Origin of the sequence: Agreia sp. Leaf244, from assembly GCF_001422695.1 — a bacterium.
Classification (GTDB): domain Bacteria; phylum Actinomycetota; class Actinomycetes; order Actinomycetales; family Microbacteriaceae; genus Agreia.
Window position 1 is genome coordinate 1,030,481 of the sequence record NZ_LMLX01000002.1, and the last position, 22,900, is coordinate 1,053,380.

Annotated in this window: 23 protein-coding genes; 16 read left to right on the forward strand and 7 right to left on the reverse strand. The window is 66.9% G+C overall.

The window, feature by feature from the left end; all coding sequences use genetic code 11:
* Positions 1-10 precede the first annotated feature (10 nt).
* The 7 genes from ASF06_RS09550 to ASF06_RS09580 all read left to right on the forward strand — a co-directional run bounded on the left by ASF06_RS09550 (position 11) and on the right by ASF06_RS09580 (position 4,069).
* The gene (locus ASF06_RS09550; protein WP_055945936.1) at positions 11-442 is read left to right on the forward strand and encodes a hypothetical protein; all 432 of its coding nucleotides are present in this window, start codon (positions 11-13) and stop codon (positions 440-442) included.
* Positions 439-747 carry a winged helix-turn-helix domain-containing protein gene (locus tag ASF06_RS09555; protein WP_055945939.1) on the forward strand — a complete coding sequence of 103 codons (309 nt, stop codon included), beginning with the start codon at positions 439-441 and terminating at the stop codon, positions 745-747. Before ASF06_RS09550 ends, ASF06_RS09555 begins: the two co-directional genes overlap by 4 nt.
* 228 nt (positions 748-975) lie before the next feature.
* Positions 976-1,728: a hypothetical protein gene (locus ASF06_RS09560; protein ID WP_055945941.1), complete on the forward strand. Its 753-nt coding sequence runs from the start codon at positions 976-978 to the stop codon at positions 1,726-1,728.
* 121 nt (positions 1,729-1,849) lie between these two features.
* Positions 1,850-2,098, forward strand: coding sequence for a type II toxin-antitoxin system Phd/YefM family antitoxin (locus ASF06_RS09565; protein WP_055945944.1), 249 nt, complete (start codon positions 1,850-1,852; stop codon positions 2,096-2,098).
* Positions 2,095-2,352 carry a type II toxin-antitoxin system RelE family toxin gene (locus ASF06_RS09570; protein ID WP_055945947.1) on the forward strand — a complete coding sequence of 86 codons (258 nt, stop codon included), beginning with the start codon at positions 2,095-2,097 and terminating at the stop codon, positions 2,350-2,352. Before ASF06_RS09565 ends, ASF06_RS09570 begins: the two co-directional genes overlap by 4 nt.
* Positions 2,353-2,407: 55 nt before the next feature.
* On the forward strand, positions 2,408-3,232 hold the full coding sequence (locus tag ASF06_RS09575; protein WP_055945950.1) for an SDR family oxidoreductase: 825 nt from the start codon (positions 2,408-2,410) through the stop codon (positions 3,230-3,232).
* Positions 3,233-3,283: 51 nt separating this feature from the next.
* Positions 3,284-4,069 (forward strand): FadR/GntR family transcriptional regulator, encoded by a 786-nt coding sequence (locus ASF06_RS09580; RefSeq protein ID WP_055945953.1) that lies wholly within the window; start codon positions 3,284-3,286, stop codon positions 4,067-4,069.
* A gap of 8 nt (positions 4,070-4,077) precedes the next feature.
* On the opposite strand, the gene ASF06_RS09585 is transcribed toward ASF06_RS09580, so the two are convergent.
* The 3 genes from ASF06_RS09585 to ASF06_RS09595 form a co-directional block, all read right to left on the reverse strand.
* A complete protein-coding gene (locus tag ASF06_RS09585) occupies positions 4,078-6,192 on the reverse strand; it encodes a beta-galactosidase (protein WP_055945956.1) in 2,115 nt (704 codons plus the stop codon).
* 92 nt (positions 6,193-6,284) lie between these two features.
* Positions 6,285-8,768, reverse strand: a complete 2,484-nt coding sequence (locus ASF06_RS09590; RefSeq protein WP_235500960.1) for a right-handed parallel beta-helix repeat-containing protein — start codon at positions 8,766-8,768, stop codon at positions 6,285-6,287.
* A 287-nt stretch (positions 8,769-9,055) separates the two neighbouring features.
* The gene (locus tag ASF06_RS09595; RefSeq protein WP_055945961.1) at positions 9,056-10,219 is read right to left on the reverse strand and encodes a mandelate racemase/muconate lactonizing enzyme family protein; all 1,164 of its coding nucleotides are present in this window, start codon (positions 10,217-10,219) and stop codon (positions 9,056-9,058) included.
* A 120-nt stretch (positions 10,220-10,339) separates the two neighbouring features.
* Here ASF06_RS09595 and ASF06_RS09600 point away from each other — a divergent pair, with 120 nt between their 5' ends.
* Together ASF06_RS09600 and ASF06_RS09605 are read left to right on the forward strand one after the other, a co-directional pair.
* Positions 10,340-11,308 carry an aldo/keto reductase gene (locus ASF06_RS09600; RefSeq protein WP_055945964.1) on the forward strand — a complete coding sequence of 323 codons (969 nt, stop codon included), beginning with the start codon at positions 10,340-10,342 and terminating at the stop codon, positions 11,306-11,308.
* Complete coding sequence (locus ASF06_RS09605) at positions 11,305-12,168, forward strand: amidohydrolase family protein (RefSeq protein WP_055945969.1); 864 nt, start codon at positions 11,305-11,307, stop codon at positions 12,166-12,168. Before ASF06_RS09600 ends, ASF06_RS09605 begins: the two co-directional genes overlap by 4 nt.
* Positions 12,169-12,175: 7 nt before the next feature.
* Here ASF06_RS09605 and ASF06_RS09610 read toward each other — a convergent pair whose 3' ends face one another.
* From ASF06_RS09610 to ASF06_RS09620, 3 genes are all read right to left on the reverse strand, one after another.
* The gene (locus ASF06_RS09610) at positions 12,176-13,051 is read right to left on the reverse strand and encodes a carbohydrate ABC transporter permease (RefSeq protein WP_055945971.1); all 876 of its coding nucleotides are present in this window, start codon (positions 13,049-13,051) and stop codon (positions 12,176-12,178) included.
* Positions 13,052-13,076: 25 nt separating this feature from the next.
* A complete protein-coding gene (locus ASF06_RS09615) occupies positions 13,077-13,919 on the reverse strand; it encodes a carbohydrate ABC transporter permease (protein ID WP_157439133.1) in 843 nt (280 codons plus the stop codon).
* Positions 13,920-14,050: 131 nt separating this feature from the next.
* A complete protein-coding gene (locus tag ASF06_RS09620) occupies positions 14,051-15,424 on the reverse strand; it encodes an ABC transporter substrate-binding protein (RefSeq protein ID WP_055945978.1) in 1,374 nt (457 codons plus the stop codon).
* A 250-nt stretch (positions 15,425-15,674) separates the two neighbouring features.
* Here ASF06_RS09620 and ASF06_RS09625 point away from each other — a divergent pair, with 250 nt between their 5' ends.
* From ASF06_RS09625 to ASF06_RS09655, 7 genes are all read left to right on the forward strand, one after another.
* On the forward strand, positions 15,675-16,703 hold the full coding sequence (locus ASF06_RS09625) for a zinc-dependent alcohol dehydrogenase (RefSeq protein ID WP_055945981.1): 1,029 nt from the start codon (positions 15,675-15,677) through the stop codon (positions 16,701-16,703).
* Entirely contained in the window at positions 16,700-17,455 is a 756-nt protein-coding gene (locus ASF06_RS09630; RefSeq protein WP_055945984.1) for an SDR family oxidoreductase, read from the forward strand. The genes ASF06_RS09625 and ASF06_RS09630 overlap by 4 nt, the downstream gene beginning before the upstream one ends.
* Complete coding sequence (locus ASF06_RS09635) at positions 17,452-18,087, forward strand: bifunctional 4-hydroxy-2-oxoglutarate aldolase/2-dehydro-3-deoxy-phosphogluconate aldolase (RefSeq protein WP_055945987.1); 636 nt, start codon at positions 17,452-17,454, stop codon at positions 18,085-18,087. Before ASF06_RS09630 ends, ASF06_RS09635 begins: the two co-directional genes overlap by 4 nt.
* A complete protein-coding gene (locus ASF06_RS09640) occupies positions 18,084-19,037 on the forward strand; it encodes a sugar kinase (protein ID WP_055945990.1) in 954 nt (317 codons plus the stop codon). Before ASF06_RS09635 ends, ASF06_RS09640 begins: the two co-directional genes overlap by 4 nt.
* Positions 19,038-19,116: 79 nt before the next feature.
* The gene (locus ASF06_RS09645; protein WP_082500823.1) at positions 19,117-19,848 is read left to right on the forward strand and encodes a FadR/GntR family transcriptional regulator; all 732 of its coding nucleotides are present in this window, start codon (positions 19,117-19,119) and stop codon (positions 19,846-19,848) included.
* Positions 19,849-19,898: 50 nt separating this feature from the next.
* Positions 19,899-20,486, forward strand: coding sequence for a winged helix-turn-helix domain-containing protein (locus ASF06_RS09650; protein ID WP_055945997.1), 588 nt, complete (start codon positions 19,899-19,901; stop codon positions 20,484-20,486).
* Positions 20,483-21,823 carry an MFS transporter gene (locus ASF06_RS09655; protein ID WP_055946000.1) on the forward strand — a complete coding sequence of 447 codons (1,341 nt, stop codon included), beginning with the start codon at positions 20,483-20,485 and terminating at the stop codon, positions 21,821-21,823. The genes ASF06_RS09650 and ASF06_RS09655 overlap by 4 nt, the downstream gene beginning before the upstream one ends.
* Here ASF06_RS09655 and ASF06_RS09660 read toward each other — a convergent pair.
* Positions 21,786-22,760, reverse strand: a complete 975-nt coding sequence (locus ASF06_RS09660) for a nuclear transport factor 2 family protein (RefSeq protein ID WP_055946003.1) — start codon at positions 22,758-22,760, stop codon at positions 21,786-21,788. The genes ASF06_RS09655 and ASF06_RS09660 overlap by 38 nt on opposite strands.
* Between the last annotated feature and the right edge of the window lie 140 nt (positions 22,761-22,900).

Consider the following 22,900-nt stretch of genomic DNA (forward strand, 5'->3'; position numbering starts at 1 on the left):
GGAGATCACCATGAGCGACACCACCCCCGTAGCCCCGGCCGAAGCACAGGCACTTCTCGATCGCGCGGAGCACCTCAGCCGCTCCGCCCACAACGCGACGCGCTGGCCGTACATCACGTTCATCCTCGCGCTCGGCGTGGCGACCTCGATGGGCACGCTCGCCATGGGCCTCACGAGCGGGAACGCGTTCGGCCTGGCGTACTTCGGCACGCTGACCGCCACGTTCGCGCTCATCATGTTCTTCATGATCACCATCCGCGGTCGTTCGGCGTTCGCGCGCGGACGCCGCTGGACCGCATACATCGCGACCTGGTTCGTGACGTACGCCGCAGCGATCTCCGTGGTGATCTGGGCTCACGGTTCCGTGCTCGCGTCGGGCATCACCTCGGCACTCATCCTGGTCGTCACCATGGCGTGCGCCGCACGAGAGGCTCGCTCGTGACCGCGATCGAGCAGCACCCGCGGCACCGCCTCGACGAGCTGCTGCAGAACCCGGTGCGGTTCTCGATCGTGGCCGCGCTCGATCGGGCGTCGACGCTGTCATTCAAAGAGGTTCGCGACGCCGTCGAGATCACCGACTCCGCCCTGAGCAAGCAGGTCTCGCTGCTCGAGGGGGCCGGATACCTGGCGGTGGGCAAATCGTTCGCCGGAAAGATGCCGCGCACCTCACTCACCCTCACCAGGCAGGGCCGCACCGCGTGGAAGGCACACCTGGCGACCCTGCGCGAGATCGCAGGGCTCTCGTAGCTGAACGAGGGATACGGTCCTCGATTTTGGAACACCGAGTTCCAAAGAAATCGATCTGCCCCCCTAAGTGGGCATTATGACAATCTCTCACGTCTGCGAGGCTCAGGTCATATGACATACCAAGAGCCGGGGGCGGGCTCACAGCAGGTCCCGCCCGCATACGCACAACCTCCCATTCCCCAATCGAACCAATTCGAATCAACTCCGCCGCCGAAGCCGGGGCGCAATGTGCTCGCGCTCGTAGCGTTGATCACGTCGATCGTCGGCTTCATCTTCGCGTGCATCCCCGGGGCTCTCGTCGTCGGATGGATCCTGCTCCCGATCTCCTTCGTTCTCGCCATCGTCTCCCTGTTTCTCAAGGGATCGGGCAAGGGCCTCGGAATCGCGGGCCTGATCATCTCAGTGGTTGGCACGATCGTCGCCGTCATCGTCTTCTTCGCGGTCGTCGCCACGTCGTTCAGCAACGCCTTCGGCGATTCGACGGTTGTCGTCGAGGACCCCGCCGAGTCGAGCCAGGCACCCGCGGCGGAAGAGGAACCAGTTCCATCCGAAGCCCCCGCCGCCGAAGCTGGCACTAGGGAGAACCCCGTTGCCGTGGGCTCGACCATCTCCGGCGACAAGTGGACCATCGTCATCAACTCCTTCAATCCGGATGGCACAGCCGTCGTCGCAGAGGCAAATCAGTTCAACGAGGCAGCACCCGCTGGGTCGCACTACGCAGTCGTCAACTACACGGTCACGTACACCGGCGCGGATTCCAGCTACGCGGCCGAAGTCGGAGTCGATTACGTCACCGCGTCAGGCAACGTCGTCAACACGTATGACAATTTCGTCATCCTGACCGATGCCGTCGGTCTCGACGAGCTCTTCACCGGCGCATCCGCAACCGGCTCCGCGGCATTCGTCATCCCGGATGGAGACGCGGGACTCCTGCGCGTGACGCCCGGAATCCTGGCCGACGACATCTTCGTCAGGCCGTAGCAACGTCAGCGAGACGGGCCTCCGATCACCTCGGAGGCCCGTTTGCTTCGCCGTCGACTCCCCACCGCTTTGGTTTTCTATGACCCCGTACAGATTTCTTGTAGAAATGTACACTTGGCCCATGTCGACCATCAACGTCACCGAGGCTCGCGCCAACTTCTCCGAACTGGTCGCGCGGTCGCATAACGAGGCCGTGTTCATCGAGAGGCACGGACGCACCGAGGCCGTCGTCATCAGCCCGGAACAGTATGAGCGCCTGATGGACGCGCTCGAAGAGGCCGAAGACCTGCGCGCCTTCGACTCGGCCATAGCCGAAGAGGGCGACAACATTCCCTGGGCGCAGGCGAAGGCCGACCTCGGCTGGCAATGAGCCGGTACCGCATCGAACTGCGCCCGGCAGCCCTGAAGGCGCTGCGCAGAATCGACCCGCAAGATCGCCCACGAATCCAGGGAGTGATCGCGCTCCTCGGTGAGGATCCGAGGCCTCCGCAGGCGAAGGCCCTCCAAGGTCGGCCTGGCTATCGAGTGCGAGTCGGAAACTATCGGATCCTCTACACGATCGACGACGGAGTTCTCCTCATCGTCGTCGTCACCCTCGGCCACCGTCGCGACGTCTACGAGTAGCCTCGGGCGGCCACAGGAGCGGAATAGCATCGGCCGCTGACGCGTTTGTGAATGCATGACTCAGAAGACGTGGTTCATCACAGGTACATCACGAGGATTCGGACGGGAATGGACGGCGGCCGCCCTCGAGCGGGGCGATCGCGTCGCAGCGACAGCGCGCGACACGTCGTCTCTCGACGACCTGGTCGAGAAGTACGGCGACGCGCTCCTCCCGATCGCCCTCGACGTCACCGACCGAGAAGCCGATTTCGCCGCAGTGCAGCAGGCCTTCGACCACTTCGGTCGCCTCGACGTCGTCGTCAACAACGCCGGCTACGGCCAGTTCGGCATGGCGGAGGAGCTGAGCGAGCAGGAGCTCCGCGACCAGATCGAGACGAATGTCTTCGGCGCGATCTGGGTCACCCAGGCCGCACTCCCCCTCCTGCGGCAGCAGGGCTCGGGCCACATCATCCAGGTCTCGTCGATCGGAGGCGTCTCGGCCTTCCCGAACCTGAGCGCCTATCACGCGTCGAAGTGGGCCCTCGAGGGCTTCTCTCAAGCCCTCGCACAGGAGGTGGCCGAGTTCGGCATCCACGTGACACTGGTCGAGCCCGGAGGCTTCGCCACCGACTGGTCCGGCCCGAGCGCTCGCACGGCGCAGCCCAACCCCGCCTACGACGGGGCTCGTGAGCGCCGAGCGCAGCAGCGCGCCCGTCTGGCGGCTGGAGCGGGCGACCCCTCCGCCTCCGCGACGGCCCTGCTGCGCGTGGTCGACGCCGACGAGCCGCCTCTGCGCGTGTTCTTCGGCGCGTCGGCGTTCGACATCGTGCGCCCCGACTACGAGTCGAGGCTCGCGGGCTGGGAGAAGTGGGACGACGTCGCGAAGCTCGCCCAGGGCTGAGCCTCATGTCGGCCGTACGAAAAAAGCGGGGGCGCAGCTAAAGTCATACGTATGGTGCCCGAACTCTCGCCCGCGTCGCAACTCATTCCCACGCGACTCCCGGCAGAGCGCCTCGGAGTCGCCGTCGTCGCCGAATTGGTGGAGCTCATCGTCACCGGGCAGCTCAAAGAAGGCGACCTTCTGCCGCCGGAGGGACCGCTTAGCGAGCGGTTCGGAGTAAGCCGCACCGTGCTGCGGGAGTCGGTGAAACGCCTCGAGGAAAAGGGCCTTGTCATCGTCTCGCAGGGGCGAGGCACGCAAGTGCTCGCTCCCGGATCCTGGAACATGCTCGATCCGGTGGTGCTCTCGGCGCTCATCGACAACGACCAGAGCCTCGGCGTACTCGACCAGCTGACCGTCGTGCGGGCCAGCCTGGAATCCGCGATGGCCGGCGCCGTGGCCGCGCGGCGCTCGCCCGAAGAGCTTCGACGTCTGGAGAACGCGCTCACCGCGATGCGGGAGAGCGAGTCGGAGACCGACTCGTTCCGGCAGGCCGATGTCGTGTTCCACTTCGCGCTGATGGAGATCTCGATGAACCGGCTCGCCGAGAACATCGCCAAGCACCTCTACAAGCGAGCGGTCGAATCCAGTCGCTACCAGGGCATCAATCCCCCGGATGCGGTCTCCCGCACCCTGCAGGAACACGCGGACATCGTCGACGCGATCACGCGCGGTGACGTCGCCGGTGCCGAGAAGGCCATGCACGATCACATCCACATCTCGTGGGAGCGACGTCGGCTCCCCGACCACGCGCCGCACGAGCGGGGCGGGGCCGGGGCGGCTCAGTCAAGCGAGTAGCAGCTCGCCTACTCGAGAAAAACGCGCACGTCCCACGGTCCCAACTCGATCACCGCGCCGGCCTTGAGAGGCTCGGATGCGAGGAGATCGGTGACGTCGCTCGGCAACGTCTCCGAGCAGGCCTCCCACGACCAGTTGTGCAGGACTCGCAGCCGACGACCCGCGGCCGTCGTCGCCGACGTCGCCGTGACCGATCCTGTCGTCAGAGCGGTCCAGGCGTCGCTTCCGGCCGGCACCGCCCAGGACACCAACGCAGCGGATAGTTCGGCGTTGGGCACGGTACCGACGACAGTCACACGCCCCAGCCCCGCCCCGACGGTGGTGATCGCGGGGTACGGACCGAATGCAGGATGCTCGTAGCGAGCGAGGATCTGGACGGAATCATCCGAGACCCGCAGGTAGTCGACCCATGCCTCGCCGGCGGCGGCAGCGGGCAGCTCCAGTGCGCCGGCCGAGCCCGTCACGCGCACCGGCGCCGCCAAGTTGCTGAACTCCTGGTAGCTCACCCCGGCGGTGGCGGCGAGCCGCGCCGGCTTGATCTCCGTGCGCGCCCGGGCTTCGGTGTCCGCATACCCGGTCCGCGGTCCGAGCACCAGATGTCCGCCCGCCTCGGCGTAGTCGCGCAACCAGTCGAGCAGCGCATCGCCGGCCACGTAGAGGGCCGGCACCAGCAGCACGGGCAGCTCGGCGGCAACGTCGGCCGGCTCACGAAGCCGCGTGCCGTCGGTCTGTTCGACCAGCTGAACGTCGTGGACGATTCGCACAGGCGCACCGGCATCGAACGCTCCTCGATAGAAGGCGTGCACGATTCGCTGGTAGCTGGCGGGGTCGGCCGAGCCATCCTCTCGGGCAAGTGCCGGCTGACCTTCGAGGCCCCACATCGACTCGTTCGACCACAGCAGCCCCACCGTGGCGTCCGGCACGAGTCCGACCAGGTGATCCTCGGCCGATGTGATCTCCGCACCCAGCGCGGCCAACTGCTCGTAGACGCGCCCCGGCCGCTGGTCGTGCGGGAGGATTCCGACCCAGAACGTCTCGGCTCCGAAGTGCAGCGTGTGCCAGTGCCAGTACTCGATCATTCGTGCGCCGCGGGCGATCATCGCCCAGGCGGCCTGTCGCCACTGCCCATCGAACGCGGGCGCGTTCATGGCTGGCCCGCCGATGGCGCCGGCATTCGTCTCGGTGACCAGGAACCGCGCCTGCTTCGACGAGTACATGCGGTCTGCGCTGTGGAATATCGACCAGCTGCCGCTTGTCGTCCAGCCCGGCGTGGGAGTCTCCGTGGCTGGAAGCGCAAGACCGTCCTGCATCGCGTAGTAGGGATTGCCCGCGGTCACATCCAGAGCTGCCGTCAGCTCCGGGTCCTGCACTCCAGGCCTGTCGTAGGCGATGCAGGTGGTCACGAACTTCTCGGTGCCGACGATCTCGCGAACGATCCCGGCCTGCCAGGCGATGAACTCGGTGACCATCCGGGCCTGGAACTTGCGCCAGGCGAGGTCGTACTGGGGTTGGGCGTTGTTGTCCGGCCTCCAGAGGTCGGCCCAGGTGGCGAGTCGATGCGACCAGTAGACGAGTCCCCACTCCCGGTTCAGGGTCTCCACGTCACCGTAGGTGCGGCGCAGGTCGTCGACGAAGGCCTGGAACACACCCTCGTTGTACAGCAACTCGAGACCGGGTTCGTTGTCCACCTGGAACCCGACCACCGCGGGGTGGTCGTGGTAGCGACCGACGACGGCACGGATCACGCGCTCGGCGTGGAAGCGGTAGGCGGCGTGCGTCAGATCCATCTCTTGGCGGGCGCCCCAACCGATGCGCTCTCCGGTGCGTCGCTCTCCGGCGATCTCGGGATACTTTCGCGTCAGCCACGGGGGCACGGCGTAGGTGGGCGTACCCAGCACGACGGCGATGCCGCGCGAATGAGCCCCGTCGAGGACCGGCTGCAGCCAGTCGAGGTCGAATACTCCATCCTCCGGCTCCCAGGTGGCCCACGTGGACTCGCCCACCCGGATCACCGAGAACCCCGCTTGCTGCATGAGGTCGAGATCTTCGTCCAGCCGAGGGGAGGGCTGGTATTCGTGGTAGTAAGCGGCGCCGAAGAGTACGCGGTCGTCGATGTCTGTCAAAGCAACAAGATCCTCATCTGGAGTGGTGGGTGGGGCGGCGATGTGCCCCCGCGCCGGTGACGACGCGGGGGCACATCGGTCGTGCTGGAACGTTAGCTCAGCGTGAACGTGAGCGTCGTGGCGTTGCCGGCGACGTCGTAGACGACGAGGGTGTTCGTCCCCGCAACACCACCGAACGCACCCGGCTTGACGTAGTTGAGATCAGACCACGCGTTATTCACGAGATCCTTCTCGACGCCGTTGAGGGTGAGCTTGTCGATCTTGCCCGCGTCGTTGAGCTTGAAGCTCACGAGCGAGTAGGTGCCGTCGGAGCCCACCGTCTCTTTCGCGCCGTTCTTGATCGTGACGGTCGGTGCCGTGGTGTCGATCGTGAATGCGAAGGTGCTCGTTTGCGAGATGTTCCCACTCAGATCCTGCGCGTTGTACTTGATCGTGTAGTCACCCGCGGGAAGATCGACCGTCGCCGAGTGAGTGCCCGTCTTGGCCCCGCCGACCGCGGTCTGCGTGGACTTGACGAGAGTCGATCCCTGGTAGATGTTCGCGACGATCCTCTGCAGCCCGTAGTCGTCGGTCGCGTCGACCTGCACGGCGAGCTGCTGGAACGGACCAGCCGTGGTCGGCGACACGAGCGTCACCTGCGGCTTGGTCACATCCGTCGGGCACCGCGGGTCGATACCACCCAGATTGACATTGAGCTCCGTGCGGTACTCGGGGGCGACGCCTGCCGCGCAGATGACGTCCCACGCACCGCTCGGCCAGTCGTCACCGCTGACCTTCACATTGTCGATCAGCCGGTTGTTGCGCGCCTCGGCGTTCGGCATCTGCTCTCCGCCGGTGTGCCAGTTCTCCTGCAGCGTGTTGTCGTTCGTGCCGTTGCCGGCGCTGTACGCATTGGTGAACACCCACGGGTTCGCGTCGCCCAGGACGTTGTGCCGGGAGAGCGTGTAGCGGCTGCCCTCGTCCAGATAGATTCCGACGCCCGAGACGTTGTACATGTAGTTGTTCTCGATGATCGTGCCCGGGCTGGCCGAGAGGTTGTAGATGTTGCCGGAGTCGGCGAAGTCGGCCTTGATGTCGTGCACGAGGTTGCCCGCGATCAGGTTGTCCTTGAGCGTCGTCGGCGTCTGGTACAGCGGGTTGTACTGGTAGTACCCGCGGTTCTGGTACTCCTGCGAGCCGCCCGGGTCGTTGATGCCCCAGCCGTAGCCGGTGTCGATCGCGTAGGCGAGGTCCCTCACCTCGTTGTGCACGATCTGCGCCCGGGTCACGTAGGTGCTGAGGATGCCCGAGGTGTCCTGGTACTCCACGGCGACGTGACTGATGGTGTTGTTCTCGATGAGGATGTCCTGGTTCGTCATGCGGGGATCGCTGGGATGATGCGCGTCCGCCCGAATGCCGCCCACGAAGAGGGCGTGGCCACCGACCTGGGTGAACACGTTGCCGGTCACGTCGATGTTGCTGGCGCCGAGCCCGACCCCGGTGAGCATCGCGTTGTCGTCATTGCCGATGCCGAGGGCCGACGACCCGAGGTTGCGGAAGGTGTTCCCGGCAAACGTGATGTGGTCGGCGGCCGACACCTGCACGGCGGAAGGGATCTGGAACCAGGTGTTGCGCGTGCGCTCATACGGATCGCAGCCGCGGCTGCAGTTGTCGAAGGCGTCGGCGGGGCGGTAGTCGTACACGCCCTTGATGTAGCCGCCGTTCTGCTGGCTGACGTACCCTTCGGCCGAGGACGGGCCGAGCCAGGAGGTGCCATCGAAGGTGAGACCGCTGAACTCCAGGTTGGAGACGGGAGCGTCATACGTGCCGCCCACGCTGATGAGGGTCTCCACCCGCGGGAGCTCGATGTCGAGGTCCTCGGGGTTCACACCGTCTGCGGGCTTGTAGTAGAGCTTCCCCGCTTCGGGGTCGACGTACCACTCCTCAGCCTGGTCGAGGAAGCCGAGCGAGTTGGCCATGAACCACTTCGAGTCGGCGAGCAGCGAGTTCTGCACCGTGTCCCAGCCCCACGTGTTGTTGTCCCAGGCGGGCTGAGTCATCGTGATCGTGTCGCCTGCGATGCTCTGCACCGGGGAGTAGCGGTCGGTGAAGTCGCCAAGCGACTCGAATTCGATCCGGTCCTGATCAGGCAGATCCGCCAAGTAGGCGAGCTCGGGATTGTTGATCGTCATGCCCGTCGGGGTGAGCGTCAGGTCGGTCAGCGCCAGGCTGGTGGCGGCGCGCGGCGCGGCGATGCCATCGACGTAGAGCTGCCGGGTCTCGAAACCGGCCGGCGTGTCCGCAACGTAGATGTTCGCGGCCTCGTCATAGCTCTGCCAGCTCGTGAGTCGGGTGGAACCCGTGATCTCGGGGTGTGCACCCTCGGCAGCCGTCCAACGCACGGTGTGTCCGTCCCGTCCGCCGTCCTGCGCACGGAACTCCAGGGGGCGGTCGATGCGGTAGGTGCCGTCGGCGAGCACGGCGGTGACATCGCCCGTGCCTTTCGCGGCTTCGTCTCGCACGACGCCCTGCGCGTACTCGAGCGAGCACGGCTGCTGCTCCTGGCAGTCGCCCTGGCCGTCACCATCGGGAGACACGTAGAGGACGCTGCCCGACTCCGGTGGGGCAGCCTGGGCGACCGATGTGCCCAGACCGGTCAGGACAAGGGCGGCCGCACCGGCCAATCCGACAGGCGCCCTCCACCACCCTCTCTTTCGAACAGAGACTTCTCGCGTATGTGACATCAGTGTCATGGCTATTCGCTTCCGTGAGATCAAACGGGGCGGCTTTGCCCCCGACTCTACGAAATCATACGTGTGACGTATGCGCAATATATGCGAGGGAATTCGACCGAGGTCTGCCTCACCTGCGAGCGCATCCGGCCTTACAGAGCGCGTTCCGCGCGGTCGTCCTCCGCGACGAGCCGCAGGCCCGCCCGAGACGGACGCACGTGAGGCCCCGCAGGCACGAGCCAGCTCGCCGACCGCTGGCTCGCCAGGATCGCGTCTTCGTCGACACTCACCCCATGACCGGGCTCATCGCCGAGCACGATGCCGCCGTCTGTAATCTCCTGGTCGATGGTCAACCCGAACGGCGCGCCCAGATCCTGCACCTCGGTCACCATGTGGTTCGGGACTGCGGTCGCGGCATGGGCGACCGCCTGATTCGACGTCAGCCCGACCGGACTGATCGGGAGGTCATGGGCATGAGCGAGATTCGCAACCCGGAGGAAATGCGTGACACCCCAGACGCAGCCGACCTGCACGATGTCGACGCCCCCGGCATCCAGCAACGGCCTGAACTGCTCGAGCCCTGTCAGGTTCTCACCCGTGGCCACGGCCGCTTTCACCGAACTGGACAGTCGAGCGTGACCCGGAGCATCCCACCGTCGCAGCGGCTCCTCGACCCACGTGAGATCGATGTCGCCCTCGAGCGCCGTCACATAGCGCACCGCTTGCTTGAGGTTCCACGACTCGTTCGCGTCGAGCATCAGAGCGGGGTGACGCGTGTTCGACCGGAGCTCGTCGCCGATGATCTGCAGTCGGCGCCGATCGGCCTCGAGGTCGCGGCCGCCCTTGAGCTTGGCACTCGTGAATCCGAGTTCGGCCATGTTCTTGTAGAAGGCCGCGAGCTTCTCGTCGTCGAGGGCGATGTCGAGCCCCGAGGCGTACCCGCTGACGAACCTGTCCCTGCCGCCGAGAAGTCGCCACAGCGGCTCGCCCGCGATCTTCGCCTTGAGGTCCCACAGGGCCATGTCCAGCGCGCCGATGCCGCCGAAGGTCGCCCCGGCGTGACCCGCCTTGAAGACGCGTGCGAGCATGCGGTCGTAGAGAGCCGTGACCGCACGCGGGTCTTCGCCCTCGAGGGCCGGGAACAGCCGGTCGATGTCCTGGTCGGAGCCGGTGCCGATGCCCGTGATGCCTTCGTCGGTCTCGAGGATCACGATGGGCACCTCGGTCAGCCCGCTGTCGATGTACCCGTTCACGTCACCGATCGGACGCCCCCAGTCACGGTAGGTGCGGATGCAGCGGTAACCAGTGATCTTCATTTCGTCCTTGTCTTCCCCTACAATAAGCTACAAAGAGCATACATCACATGTTCAATCTGCCCAGGTCGCATTGCGCACCGGTCGGATCGAGAATCGGGCGACCACGCCGGAGGAGCACTCATGAAGTCTCGACGCATCGGGCGCGACCTCTCCCTGACGGAGATCGGCTTCGGCGCCGCGCAACTCGGCAATCTGAATCGCGCGATTTCAGACGACGACGCTCGCGCCGCCGTCGACGCCGCGTGGGATGTCGGCATCCGGTACTTCGACACCGCGCCGCACTACGGCCTCGGCCTGTCCGAGAAACGCCTCGGCGCCGCGCTCCGCCACCGCGACCGCGACGCCTACGTCCTCTCCACCAAAGTCGGACGCCTGCTCGAACCCCACCCGGCGGGGGCGGGCAGCCTGGATGACGACGGCTTCATCGTGGAGGCGAGCACCAAGCGCGTGTGGGATTTCTCGCGCGACGGCATCCTGCGCTCCGTCGCGGACAGCCTCGACCGCCTCGGGCTCGACCGCATCGACATCGCGTACCTGCACGACCCGGACGATCACTGGCAGGCCGCCTCGACGACTGGGATCTCGGCGCTCATCGAACTCCGCGACCAGGGCGTCATCCGCGCGGTCGGAGCAGGCATGAACCAGGCGGCGATGCTGACGGAATTCGTCCGCCGCTGCGATGTCGACGTCATGATGGTGGCCGGCAGATACACGCTTCTCGACCAGTCGGCGGCAGACGAGTTGCTTCCACTGGCGGAGGAACGGAACGTCGCGCTTGTCGCTGCGGCTGTGTACAACTCCGGCCTGCTCAGCACCGACCGGCCTGCGCAGGGTGGCCGCTTCGATTATCGCGAGGCCGACGAGCAGACGCTCGCTCGCGCGCAGCAGATCGCAGACCTGTGCGATCTGCACGGCGTCACGCTGCCCGCCGCCGCAATCGCCTTCCCCCTGCTTCGACCGCAGATCGCATCGGTCGTCGTCGGCATGCGCAGCGCGGCCCAGGTCGCCTCCACACTCGAGCGCTACCGGGCGCTCGTTCCACCGGCGCTGTGGGAGCAGCTCCACGACCTGGAGCTCCTTCACGCATGAACCGCATCGTCGACGCCCACCACCACGTCTGGGATCTCACGGCAGCAGACTACCCATGGCTCGGCCCGGATGCGGGTCCGCTCTTCCGCTCGTTCGACCTCGACGAGACCGCAGGGGCGAGGCAGAGCCGGGGCATCGACGCGGTCATCCTCGTGCAGGCGGCAGACAACGGCGAGGACACCGCGCACCTGCTTTCGGTGGCCCGAGCTCAGTCCGACGTCGCGGGAGTGGTCGCGTGGACTCCTTTGGACGACTCCGAGGGCACCCGCCGCCGCCTGAGCGCGTGGGCCGACCAAGGTGCTCCCGTGGTCGGCATCCGGAGCCTGCTCCATGAGCGGCAGGACACCCGGTGGATTCTGAGTCCGGCGGTCGAGGATGGCCTTCGCGCGATGGCCGACGCGGGGATGCCGCTGGATTACGTGACCGCCGACCACCACGCGCTCGCCCATCTGCCGGAACTGACGGCGCAGCATCCGGATCTCGTCGTCGTCATCGACCACCTCGGCAAACCGCCCGTCGGCGGAGATCGGCACGCGTTCGATGACTGGCGGCGCCTGCTGCTGGCAGCGGCCCGCTCTCCTCTCGTGCGCGCAAAGCTCTCGGGCCTCTACCCTGCCGACGGCCCACTGGACGCGTGGCGGGAAGACGACATCCGCCCTTTCATCGACACGGCACTCGAGATCCTCGGGCCGTCCCGACTCCTGATGGGAAGCGACTGGCCGATCGCGGAACTCGCGGGAGGGTATGAGCGAACGTGGGATGCGCTGGCTTCGGCAGTCGCGTCGCTGAGCGAGGGCGAGAGGCGCGAGGTGATGGGCGGCACCGCCGATCGCGTCTATGTGCCGGCGGGCCGCCCGTAGCGCTGCATCAGCCCTTCGTTCCTCCTGCGGTCATGCCGGTCACGAGGAATCGTTGCGAGAACAGGAAGATGATCAGCACAGGCGCGACCGAGACGATCGTCGCGAGCGCGAGTGTCGGCACCTCGATCGTCACCGAACCGGCCGACGTGGGATTGAACAGCGGAACATTCGAGAGCAGCTCCGCCAGTCCCACCTGAATCGGTGATTTCCTGCCTGGCACCATCACGAAGGGCAGGAAGTAGTTGTTCCAGTTGCCGACGAAGTTGAAGAAACCGACCAAGGCGATGACGGGCGTTGCCAGAGGCATCGCGACTCGCCAGAACACCCGGAACTCGCTGGCCCCGTCGATGCGGGCGGCATCGAGCAGATCTCGGGAGACGCTGGTCGAGAAGTAGATATAGGTGAGGTAGACCCCGAACGGGAAGAACGCGAACGGCAAAATGACCGAGAGCGGGTTGCCGATCAGCCGCACGGCGCTCAGCTCGAGGAAGATCGGAAGCACCAGGGCGGTGTTGGGAATGAGCATCACGACCAACGTTGTGACGAGGAGCGTGGAACGCAGGCGGAAGTCGGTCAACGCCAGGGCATAGCCTGCCGGGATACTGACGACGAGTGCGAGCACGAGCCCCGCTCCGGAATAGAAGGCGGCGTTCCCCAACCACGTCCAGACGATGCCGTCCTGGAACGCCGACAGGCTCTGCCAGTTCTCGACGAGCGAGTCGAAACCTCCGAACGAGAACGGATTGCCGGTCAACAACTGCAACGGTGTCTTCGTCGGCGCCAGCAGAAGCCAGATCAACGGCAGCACGAAGAACACCACGAACACCAGGGCGACGACGACCGCGAGAGCGCGACCGATCCAGCCGCGGGGCGAACTCGCCATTCGGCGATCGCGAGTCAGTACTGCATCAGTCGCGCTCAAAGAGACCTCCACGGAAGACGAAGAACGCGGCCAGTCCGAGAGCGACCACGAGAAGGATGAGTGAGATAGCCGCGGACCCGTTGAAGTCGTTCTGTCGGAACGCGTACAGGTAGGCGAGCTGGTTGAGTGAATAGTCGCCGGGCACGACGCCCTTGCTGGCCTGCGAGAGAATTCGCGGCTCGACGAAGAGCTGCGTTCCAGCCGCAAGCGTCATGATTCCCATGTACGAGATCCATTTGCGCAGCAGGGGAAGTTGGATGAACCAAGCCGTCTTGACCGTGCCGGCGCCGTCGACGCGTGCGGCCTCCATGACTTCCTGGCTGATGTTGTTGAGCGCTCCGTACATGATGACGATCCACCCTCCGGCGCCGGTCCAGAAGGCGATGATCGTGAAGATCACCGGCAGATTCTCGAGAGCGACGGTCTCGACGAAACTCTCCATGCCGAGAGCCCGCAGGATGCCGGAGACCGGACTGACGGACGGGTCGAGGACGAACAGCCACAGCATCACGCTGGATGCGCCGGCCAGGGCACCGGGGACGTAGTACAGGAACCGCGTCGACACCGACAGCCACCGGGAGCCGAACGCATGCACGATCAGAGCGAGGAGGACGACGAAGAGCGTCTGGAAGGTCAACCAGATGACCAGGTACAGCGCGACGTGCTGCACGGCGGGCCAGAACCGATAGTCGTCGAACACCTTCACGAAGTTGTCGATGCCGGCGAAGGCGCCTTCGCTGGTGAAAGCCAGGAAAACGGCGTACAGGGCAGGGAGCAGCCCGAAAAGGATCAGCAGGATGCCGTAACCCGCGCTGAAGGTGTACCCCATTCGCGACTGTGCGCGGTTCGGGTTCTTACGTCTGGAGCGCGGCTCCGGCCGCCGGCCATTCGACTGGCCGACGGCGGGAGCCTCCGCGGTGGAGATAGCGATGAGCTTCTTCTTTCAGTGAGGAGCGGTCGTTACTTGGCGACGGTGTAACCCTGGACCTGCGCCTCGTTCTCCATCTCCTTCTGCCACTCCGGCGCGACCGATTCGATCGTGTCACCGGCGGCCAGCGCGGGCAGGACGACCTTCGAATAGGCGGTCTCTGCGCTGAAGCTGGGGTAGCCCCATCCAGTCCAGACCTGGCTCGACGCATCCACCACCGTCTGCTCGAAGTCTCCGACGAAGTATCCACCGGTGGCCTGCTTCGCGATCCACTTCTCAGCGGCGGCGGAGTAGGCGGGGTAACCGCCGGCCAGCTCCACCTGGTACTCGTCCGCACTCGTCACGAACTCCATCAGGGTCTTGACCGCATCGAGGTTCTTCGTGTGGCTGGATGCGAACCAGGTGCCGCCACCGACATTGCCGGTTCCGATCTCTTCGCCTTCCCAGGCCAGAGGCGCGCCGGCACCGAGCTGACCCGCGGGAACGTTGAGGCTGTCGGGGTTCTGGAAGAGGGCGCCGATGAACCAGACCGGTCCCGGCATGCCCAGGGCCTTGCCCTGGTACTTCTGCACGAAGTCCGAGCTGAAGACGCTGTCTGTGGTCAGGGTGCCGTTGGCGACCATGTGGTCGAGCAGTTCGGTCATCTTCTTCGAGTTCTCAGCCGAGGTGTCGCTGCTGAACGTGTCGCCGTCGAGCTGGAAGACGGGAGCCTGCGCACCCCAGTAGTAGACGAGCATGCCCAGGAAGGCGTCGCCGACCGAGCCAAGGATGTAGCCGGGGTGCTCTGCGGCGAGCTTGTCACTCAGCTGCTCGTATTCCTCCCAGGTCGTTGGGATCTCGTAGCCGAACTGGTCGAACAACGTCTGGTCGTACCAGAACACCGACTGGGCCAGGTCGTTGCGCAGGCCGTACACGGTGCCGTCGACCGTGAGCGGGTCGAGCGAGCCCGGAGTGAAGCCGTCGAGGAAGTCCTGATCGAGCCACCCCTTGTTGACCGGGGCCGCGAAGGCCTGCTGGCCGTTGGTCTCCTTGGAAGCCCACGACGCGTCGTTGTTCTGTGTGGAGAAGACGACGTCGGGCCACCCCTCGCCCGCCTGATCGAAGAGTGAGATCTTGGTCTGGAAGCTGCCCGAGCCGCTGGCGTTGCCGTCATACGTCTCGACGTTGAGCTCGATGTCGGGGTACTTCGCCTGGAAGGCCTCGACCGCCGGCTCGCGGGAAGCGTCGACCCACACGGTGATGGGGCTGTCCTTGACCTGTTCGGCCGGAGTGAATCCGAGGTCCGAATCCCCTGCGCCCCCACCTCCTCCTGCGCTGCACGCGGTCAGGGCGATCAACGCGGTGGCGGATACCGCGACTGCGATGGTCCGGGCGAAACGAGTGAAGCGGCGTTGCTGTGTAGCCATTTCGAGTCCTTGTCTGGTCGACGACGTTGACGACGAGCCGCGGTGCGCGGCCCTAACGGAATTAGATCATACATGTGACCTATGCACAACGACGGGCTGCCTGAGCGTCAGCCCACCATAGCGAGAGGAGACAGCAAATCGATGTACTTCATTTATTAGATTTAATTGACGATCATTTGCTTCACGTGCAACATAATGAATGACGACCCGTTTATCAACCGTGGATTTCCACGCAGGAGAGTGAGACCCAATGAGGGGTGCTGCATACGTCGGCGATGGCCGAATCGAGACGATCACAACGGAGCAGGTCGATCCAGGTCCGGGGGAAGCCCGCATCCGCGTGGCCTACAGCGGGCTCTGCGGAACCGACCTCCATATCGCGCACGGCAACATGGGTGCGCGAGTGACGACCCCGCTTGTGTTCGGCCACGAGGCATCCGGCACCATCGACGCCGTCGGCGACGGAGTCGGCGACTGGCAGGTCGGCGACCGGGTCACGGTCATGCCCCTGCTCTGGGACAACACGTGCGCCGCGTGCCTCGCCGGCAACCAGCACATCTGTCAGAACCTCACCTTCGTGGGCATCGACTCGCCGGGCGCGCTGCAGGAGTGCTGGACCGTTCCCGCCTCCACCCTGGTGCGCCTGCCCGACGACATGGACCTGCGCGACGCCGCCCTGGTCGAACCGACTGCGGTCGCGGTGCACGACGTGCGCCGCTCCGAACTGCAGGTCGGCGACGCCGTCGTCGTGCTCGGCGGCGGGCCGATCGGCGTGCTCATCGCGACCGTCGCCCGGCACGCCGGCGCACGGGTCGTCGTCGTCGAACTGGATGCCGCGCGCCGCGACCGCGTCGCCGCTCTCGGTTTCGAGGCGGTCGCCCCGAACGACATCGAGTCGACCGTCGCCGACCTCACCGGTGGCAACGGCGCCGACGTAGTCTTCGAAGTGTCCGGCGCCGCCGCAGCCGTGCGACAGGCCACCGCCCTGCTCAAGGTGCGCGGCACTCTCGTCGTCGTCGCCATCCATTCGACCCCTCGCGAGGTCGATCTGCAGCGGGTCTTCTGGCGCGAGCTGCGCATCCTCGGCGCCCGCGTGTACCAGCGGGCCGACTTCGAGCGGGCGGTCGAACTGATCGCGACCGGCGTGATTCCCGTCGACGCCCTGGTGACCTCCGTCGTTCCGCTCGAGCAGACGGGTCGAGCCATCGACGAGCTGGCATCGGGCCAGGCCCTCAAGATCCTGGTCGATGTGGCGTCGGAGCAGGGGTCGCACGCATGACCGGCCTCTTCGACCTCGCAGGCAAGCTCGCGGTTGTCACGGGCGCTCGTCGAGGAATCGGCCGATCCATGGCGCTCGCCCTCGCCGAGGCGGGAGCCGATGTCATAGGGGTCAGCGCGAACGCCGCACCCGACGACGCGGTCGCCGGCGAGATCGAGGCCCTGGGGCGTCGTTTCGACGCCCGCACGGTCGACTTCAGCGACCGGGCCGCCGTCGTCGCGTTGGGCGAGGAACTCGCGGAACGCGCGCCGGACATCCTCATCAACAACGCGGGGACCATAGAACGCGCGCCCGCCATCGACCACCCGCTGTCGTCGTGGGACAGGGTCATCGAGGTCGACCTGTCGAGCCACTTCGTGCTCTCGCAGGCCGTGGCGAGGCCCATGCTCACCCGCGGCTCGGGCAAGATCGTCTTCACCGCGAGCCTCCTGAGCTTCCAGGGCGGAATCAACGTTCCCGGGTACGCGGCCGCGAAGTCGGGCATCCTCGGGCTCACGCGGGCCCTCTCCAACGAATGGGCGGCATCCGGCGTTCAGGTGAACGCGATCGCGCCGGGCTACATCAGCACCGACAACACCGAGGCGCTGCGAAACGACGAGCAGCGGTCGCGATCGATCCTCGAGCGCATCCCCTCGGGGCGCTGGGGCGACGCCTCCGATCTCGGGGGCGCCGCCGTCTTCCTGTCTTCGCGCGCGTCCGACTACGTCACGGGAATCGTGCTGCCCGTCGACGGAGGGTGGCTCGCCCGATGACCTCGACCGCGAGCGACGTGCTCGACGAGTTGGCCGCGATCCGGGTTCTGCCCGTCGTCGTCATCGACGATCCCGCCCACGCCGTGCCCCTCGCCGAAGCCCTGCTGGCCGGCGGGGTGGCGTGCGCGGAGATCACCCTTCGCACGCCCCGCGCACTGGAGGCGCTGGAAGCGATGTCGACGGTTCCCGGATTCCTGGTCGGAGCCGGCACGGTCCTCTCCGAGCGGCAAGCCGAGGAATCGGTGGCCCTGGGCGCCCGCTTCCTCGTCAGCCCGGGCGCCTCGACTCGCGTCATCCGCTCCGCCGCGGCGCTCGGTGTCGCCTGCGTGCCCGGCGTCTCGACCGCCACGGAGGTGATGGCGGCTCGAGACGAGGGTCTCCGCACGCTCAAGCTCTTCCCCGCGGCGCAGCTGGGCGGCGTGGCGATGATCTCCGCCCTGCGCGGTCCGTTCGGCGATGTCGAGTTCGTGCCCAGCGGGGGCATCGGCATCGACAACGCGGCGTCGTTCGCCGTCGACGGCGTGGCGTCGGTGAGCACCAGCTGGATAGCTCCGCGTTCCGAGATCCGCCCCGACCGGTTCGACGCGGTGACCGAGCGTGCCCGCAGGTTCAGGCACGAGGTCGCCCGATGATCGACCGGCTGGTGACTGTCGGCGAGGGCCTGGGGGTCTTCCGCACGGACTCCCCCGACGGCCTGCGGCGCGCTCCCGACGTCGCGGTGAGCACAGGCGGGGCCGAAGGGAACGTGGCGATGGCTGTCGCCCGACTCGGCCTTCCCGCGGTCTGGCTGGGGCGCGTCGGCGCCGACGGGCTCGGCGAGCGCGTGGCGAGGGAGCTCAGGGCAGAGGGCGTCGAGGTGCACGCCATCGTCGACCCGGGCCATCCGACCGGCCTGCTCGTGAAGCAGATCTCCTCGGCCGGGCGCACCGACGTCGGCTACTACCGGTCGCTCAGCGCCGGCAGCACCCTGTGCGCGGCCGACGTCGAGCAACTCGAGCTCACGGGCCGAACGCTCGTTCACGTCACCGGCATCACCGCAGGCCTCTCGTCGACTGCGCACGAGGCGATCGACCGCCTGCTCGAGCGTGCCGATGAGGCGGAGTGCACGGTCTCGTTCGACGTCAACCACCGCAGCCGCCTCTGGTCGACGCGCAGCGCGAGCACCGTCTACCAGCACATCGCCCGGCGAGCCGACATCGTCTTCTCGAGCGTCGACGAGGTCGACCTCCTGCTGCCCGGCTGGCACGGCGAGGGGGCAACGGCCGCCGAGGCCGCCGACGCCCTTGCCGCGAATGGCCACCACCACGTGGTCGTCACCGACGGCGCCCGCGGATCCGCAGCCCGCATCGACGGCACGACGACGCTCGGCTCGGCCGTGCCCGTCACGGTCGTCGACACGGTCGGCGCCGGCGATGCCTTCGTCGGCGGCTACCTTGTGGCGCTGAGCCGGGGCGACGATGTCGGCGAGCGCCTGAGGCTCGCGTCGCAGCTCGGGGCCGCCGCCTGCAGGCACGCCGGCGACTGGGAGGGCGTGGCCGGATGGTCGCTCGACGAGACGGGCCGGGAACCCGTGCGTCGGTGACCTTCGACAGCGTCGCCGCAGGAATCCCTCTCCGGCACGCTGCGTGGGAGAATCCATCAATCAGCTTTAAGGAGCGCTCGTGTCGACTCAAGAGGAATACCGGCCCGCGTATGAGCGGGTGGTCGACGAGATCATCGTTCTGATCTCGACTCGCGATCTGAGGCCGGGCGACCGCCTGCCGACGGAAACCGAGCTGGCCAAGGAACTCGGCACGAGTCAGAGAACCGTGCGCGAAGCCTTGAAGATGCTCTCGGCGATCGGCCGCGTCAAGGCCGAGCGCGGGCGGGGCCTCTTCGTGGGGCGTGGCACCGAGTCTCTCCGGGGCGCGCACCCCGTTCCGTTCCGACCGACGGACATGGACCAGATCGCCGCGCTGTTCCGCTTCCGCGCGGTACAGGAACGCGAGTCGGCCACCCTCGCCGCCCAACATGCCACTCCCAAAGAGGTCATGGCGCTCGACGAGGCCGTCGAGCTCGGCCGCACGTCTGCCGCGAATCACGACTGGGAGGCATTCACCCGTGCCGACGAGAAGTTCCATACGACTCTCGCCGAGAGCTCGCACAACATCTTCTTCGTCGACGCCGTCGTGCGCATCCGCGAGCTGCAGGCCCAGGTGAGCTTTCTGGAACTCGGCCAGGAGGTTCACGATGCCGAACGCGCCATCCGTGAGCACGCCGACATCCTCGACGCGATCCGGGAGGGCGACTCCGAGAGCGCGGGCGAGCGTGCCGCCCACCATGTGCGACGCGCACTTGAGGACTACCGCTTCGAGATCGAGCGTCGCCTGCTCGCGCTGAACTCCGCATCCTGATAAGCACAAGAACTGTTGCGCAATAGTTCTTGTGTTTATAGTCTGAGGTCGTGACCCCCACCGACCCCACCCGCAGCACGCTCACGTCCGCCGCCTCGATGCGGGTGCTGGCGCATCCGACCCGCCTGCGGCTGCTCGGCCTTCTGCGCGAGCGCGGCCCGCAGACCGCGGCGCAGCTCGGAGACGTCGTCGACGAGGCGCCGGGCACCGTGAGCTACCACCTGGCCAAGCTGGCATCCATCGATCTCATCGAGCCGGCCGAGCCGCAGACGCGTGACCGGCGAGAAAGGTGGTGGAAGGCCACGACTCCGCTCACCAGCTGGGACACCGCCGAGCTGCTCGACGATCCCGACAAGGCTGCGGCATCGTCGGCGCTGCAGAAATCGGTCGGGCAGGCCTACGCCGCACGCTTCTCCGACTACGTCGACTCGCTGCCCTCTCTTCCCCGCCGGTGGGTCGAGGCCGGCACGAGCAGCGACAGAATGCTGAACCTCACGGTCGACGAACTCGCCGCTCTGACTGCCGAGCTCGAGGCGGTCGTCGCCCGTTATGCCGAGGTGAGCGAGGCAAACGGCGCATCCGAAGACCGCGGCGCCGAGGCCGTGTCGGTCGTCTATCAGACCTACCGTCGGCCGTGACGACGACCGCGACCGAGAGGCGCCGCGACGTCGGCTCCCTCTCCGCGCTGCTCGCCGCCCACGCCATCTCGCAGACGGGCAACGTCATCACAGCGTTCGCCATCCCCTTCTACGTGCTCGGCCTCGGCGGCACGGGCGTCGAGGTCGGAGTCGCGGCATTCTTCTCCACCATTCCGGTCGTGGTCGGCGGCGCGCTCGGAGGCGTGGTCGTCGACCAAGTCGGACCCCGGCGCGCGGCGATCGTCGCCGACATCATCAGCGGGGCGACGGTGCTGTCGATCCCCGTGCTCGCGCTCACCGTCGGCTTGCCGTTCTGGGCACTGCTGCTGCTGGTCTTCGCCGGAGGCCTGCTCGACACCCCCGGCCAGACCGCGCGCCGGGTGACGCTGCCGCGGCTCACCGAGCGGGCAGGCATCCGGCTCGAGCGCAGCGTCGGCCTGCTCGACGGCTCGGAACGCCTCGCCCGCATGATCGGCGCCACGGTCGCCGGGCTGCTCGTCGCCCTCATGGGCCCGATCGCGGCACTCTTCGTGAACGCCGCCACCTTCGCCGTCTCCGCCCTGCTCACCTGGCTCTTCGTCGCGGCGGTACCCGCTGCTGCACGTGCTGCTGCCGGTGCCGCTGCTGCCGCTGCTGCCGCTGCGTCAGCCGACGCGGAGTCGCCCGAGGAGCCGAGCGGCTACTGGCGCGACCTGGCCGCGGGGCTGCGGTTCGTCATCCACGACCCGCTCATGCGTCTGATCGTCGGCCTCGTGCTGATCACGAACCTGATGGATGCGGCGCGCGGCTCGACCCTGCTGCCCCTGTATGCGAACGATCGGCTCGGCGGCGCCGCCGCGCTGGGCGTGCTCGTCGCGGTGATGGGCGGATGCGCGCTGCTCGGCAACATCGCCTTCGGATTCGTGGCGCATCGCGTCGGGCGTCGGGTCACCCTGGCCGTGTGCTTCGCGATCGCGGGCGGCCCGTCGAGCGCCGCCTTCGCGCTCGGGGCTCCCCTGCCCGTGCTGATCGGGGTCACCGCCCTGGCGGGGCTCGCCGCCGGTTCGCTCAACCCGATCCTCGGAACGGTCGAGCTCGAGCGCGTTCCCGAGCACATGCGCGGCCGGGTGTTCGGGCTGGTCAACGCAGGGGCCTGGGCCGGCGTGCCCTTCGGAGCGCTGCTCGGAGGGATTGCGGCCGACACCATCGGACTCTCCTGGGCCTTCGGCATCATCGCCGTCGTGTACACGGTCGTCACCCTGAGCCCCCTGCTCGGAGGCCCGTGGCGGCAGATGGAGAGGCAGCCCGCCGCCTCGGAGGTCAGCTCGTCGGCACCACATCCCAATGCTCGCGAATGAGCTTGTCGTCTACCCGGAAGATGTCTGCGGCCAGGAATGGATCGCTCGCTGTCGCACCGGCGCTCTGCGAGAAGGTCCATACGAGGTCGCCATCCGATAGCGAGATCGAGGACTCCTGCGGCGGGAAGGTCGCGGAGCCCGAGAAGAAACCCTTGAGCGCAGCCGTGCCATTGGGAGCCACGGAATTGTGCTGCAGGTAGTTCGGATCGAACGAGGTGTCGAGCACGGATACGTCCTGATCGCGGAAGAGGGTGTTATAGGCGCCGACGGCGAACGTTCTGTTGCTCTCCTCCTGCGCTTCGGTCACCGAGCCCGGCTCGGCTGCGTTCGCGTAGAGGTCGCTGAACATGGTGTTCGTATTGCCGCTCGCCGGGGTACCCGTCGGGATCGGCTGCGAGAACGACCACCGCTCGACGATCGTGCCGTCGGTCACGCGGAAGAGGTCGACGGCGGCCTCTCCGCTTCTCTCGTCGTTCGGGTCGGAGGCCACCTGCCAGTGCACGGCCACGAGGTCACCGTCTGCCGCCTCGTGCTTGACGACCGCTTGGGCATTGGCGACGCGCGTGTGCGTCGCCGCGAACTGGTCGAGCAGGCCAGAGGGTCCGGCCGCGAGGCCCGTTCCGTGTGCGACCGCGTCAGGAGCGACGACAGCGTCGGCCTCGGTCTTCGCCGATGCCGACGTCGGATCCGGGAAGACATCCTCGATGAGGGTGAGCACCGTTTTCTTGTTGGCGGCTTCGACATCCGAATCCGCGCGGTCGGCACTCGTACCGCCACTCGAGGCCGTACCGGCCACTGCGGTCTCCGTCGGGCCGGCCGCCGTCTCGTCGGCAGATGAGGCCGACGAGACCGATGAGCATCCGGCGAGAATCGCGACGCCCGCAACGGCCGCCGCCACCCGTGTGACCATACTGAGGGTTCCTCCATTAGTTGTCATGACAAGTATTTTGCGGATCGCAACTGAGAAGGGGCCCCAAGTCGAGTGCGGGTAACCCGACAAAGCTCACGGGCACGGAGAACAGTCAGGTTCATGCCTGGCGCACCCGCGCACGCACGACGCGAGGAGCGGCATACTGG

Bases quoted from the DNA above. Each gene is read 5' to 3' on its own strand.
- ASF06_RS09635 (WP_055945987.1), top strand. From the start codon at position 17,452: ATGACCTCGACCGCGAGCGACGTGCTCGACGAGTTGGCCGCGATCCGG.
- ASF06_RS09570 (WP_055945947.1), top strand. From the start codon at position 2,095: ATGAGCCGGTACCGCATCGAACTGCGCCCGGCAGCCCTGAAGGCGCTG.
- ASF06_RS09615 (WP_157439133.1), bottom strand. From the start codon at position 13,919: ATGGGGTACACCTTCAGCGCGGGTTACGGCATCCTGCTGATCCTTTTC.
- ASF06_RS09595 (WP_055945961.1), bottom strand. From the start codon at position 10,219: ATGAAGATCACTGGTTACCGCTGCATCCGCACCTACCGTGACTGGGGG.
- ASF06_RS09610 (WP_055945971.1), bottom strand. From the start codon at position 13,051: ATGGCGAGTTCGCCCCGCGGCTGGATCGGTCGCGCTCTCGCGGTCGTC.
- ASF06_RS09640 (WP_055945990.1), top strand. From the start codon at position 18,084: ATGATCGACCGGCTGGTGACTGTCGGCGAGGGCCTGGGGGTCTTCCGC.
- ASF06_RS09565 (WP_055945944.1), top strand. From the start codon at position 1,850: ATGTCGACCATCAACGTCACCGAGGCTCGCGCCAACTTCTCCGAACTG.
- ASF06_RS09580 (WP_055945953.1), top strand. From the start codon at position 3,284: ATGGTGCCCGAACTCTCGCCCGCGTCGCAACTCATTCCCACGCGACTC.
- ASF06_RS09550 (WP_055945936.1), top strand. From the start codon at position 11: ATGAGCGACACCACCCCCGTAGCCCCGGCCGAAGCACAGGCACTTCTC.
- ASF06_RS09620 (WP_055945978.1), bottom strand. From the start codon at position 15,424: ATGGCTACACAGCAACGCCGCTTCACTCGTTTCGCCCGGACCATCGCA.
- ASF06_RS09625 (WP_055945981.1), top strand. From the start codon at position 15,675: ATGAGGGGTGCTGCATACGTCGGCGATGGCCGAATCGAGACGATCACA.
- ASF06_RS09630 (WP_055945984.1), top strand. From the start codon at position 16,700: ATGACCGGCCTCTTCGACCTCGCAGGCAAGCTCGCGGTTGTCACGGGC.
- ASF06_RS09660 (WP_055946003.1), bottom strand. From the start codon at position 22,760: ATGACAACTAATGGAGGAACCCTCAGTATGGTCACACGGGTGGCGGCG.
- ASF06_RS09575 (WP_055945950.1), top strand. From the start codon at position 2,408: ATGACTCAGAAGACGTGGTTCATCACAGGTACATCACGAGGATTCGGA.
- ASF06_RS09605 (WP_055945969.1), top strand. From the start codon at position 11,305: ATGAACCGCATCGTCGACGCCCACCACCACGTCTGGGATCTCACGGCA.
- ASF06_RS09600 (WP_055945964.1), top strand. From the start codon at position 10,340: ATGAAGTCTCGACGCATCGGGCGCGACCTCTCCCTGACGGAGATCGGC.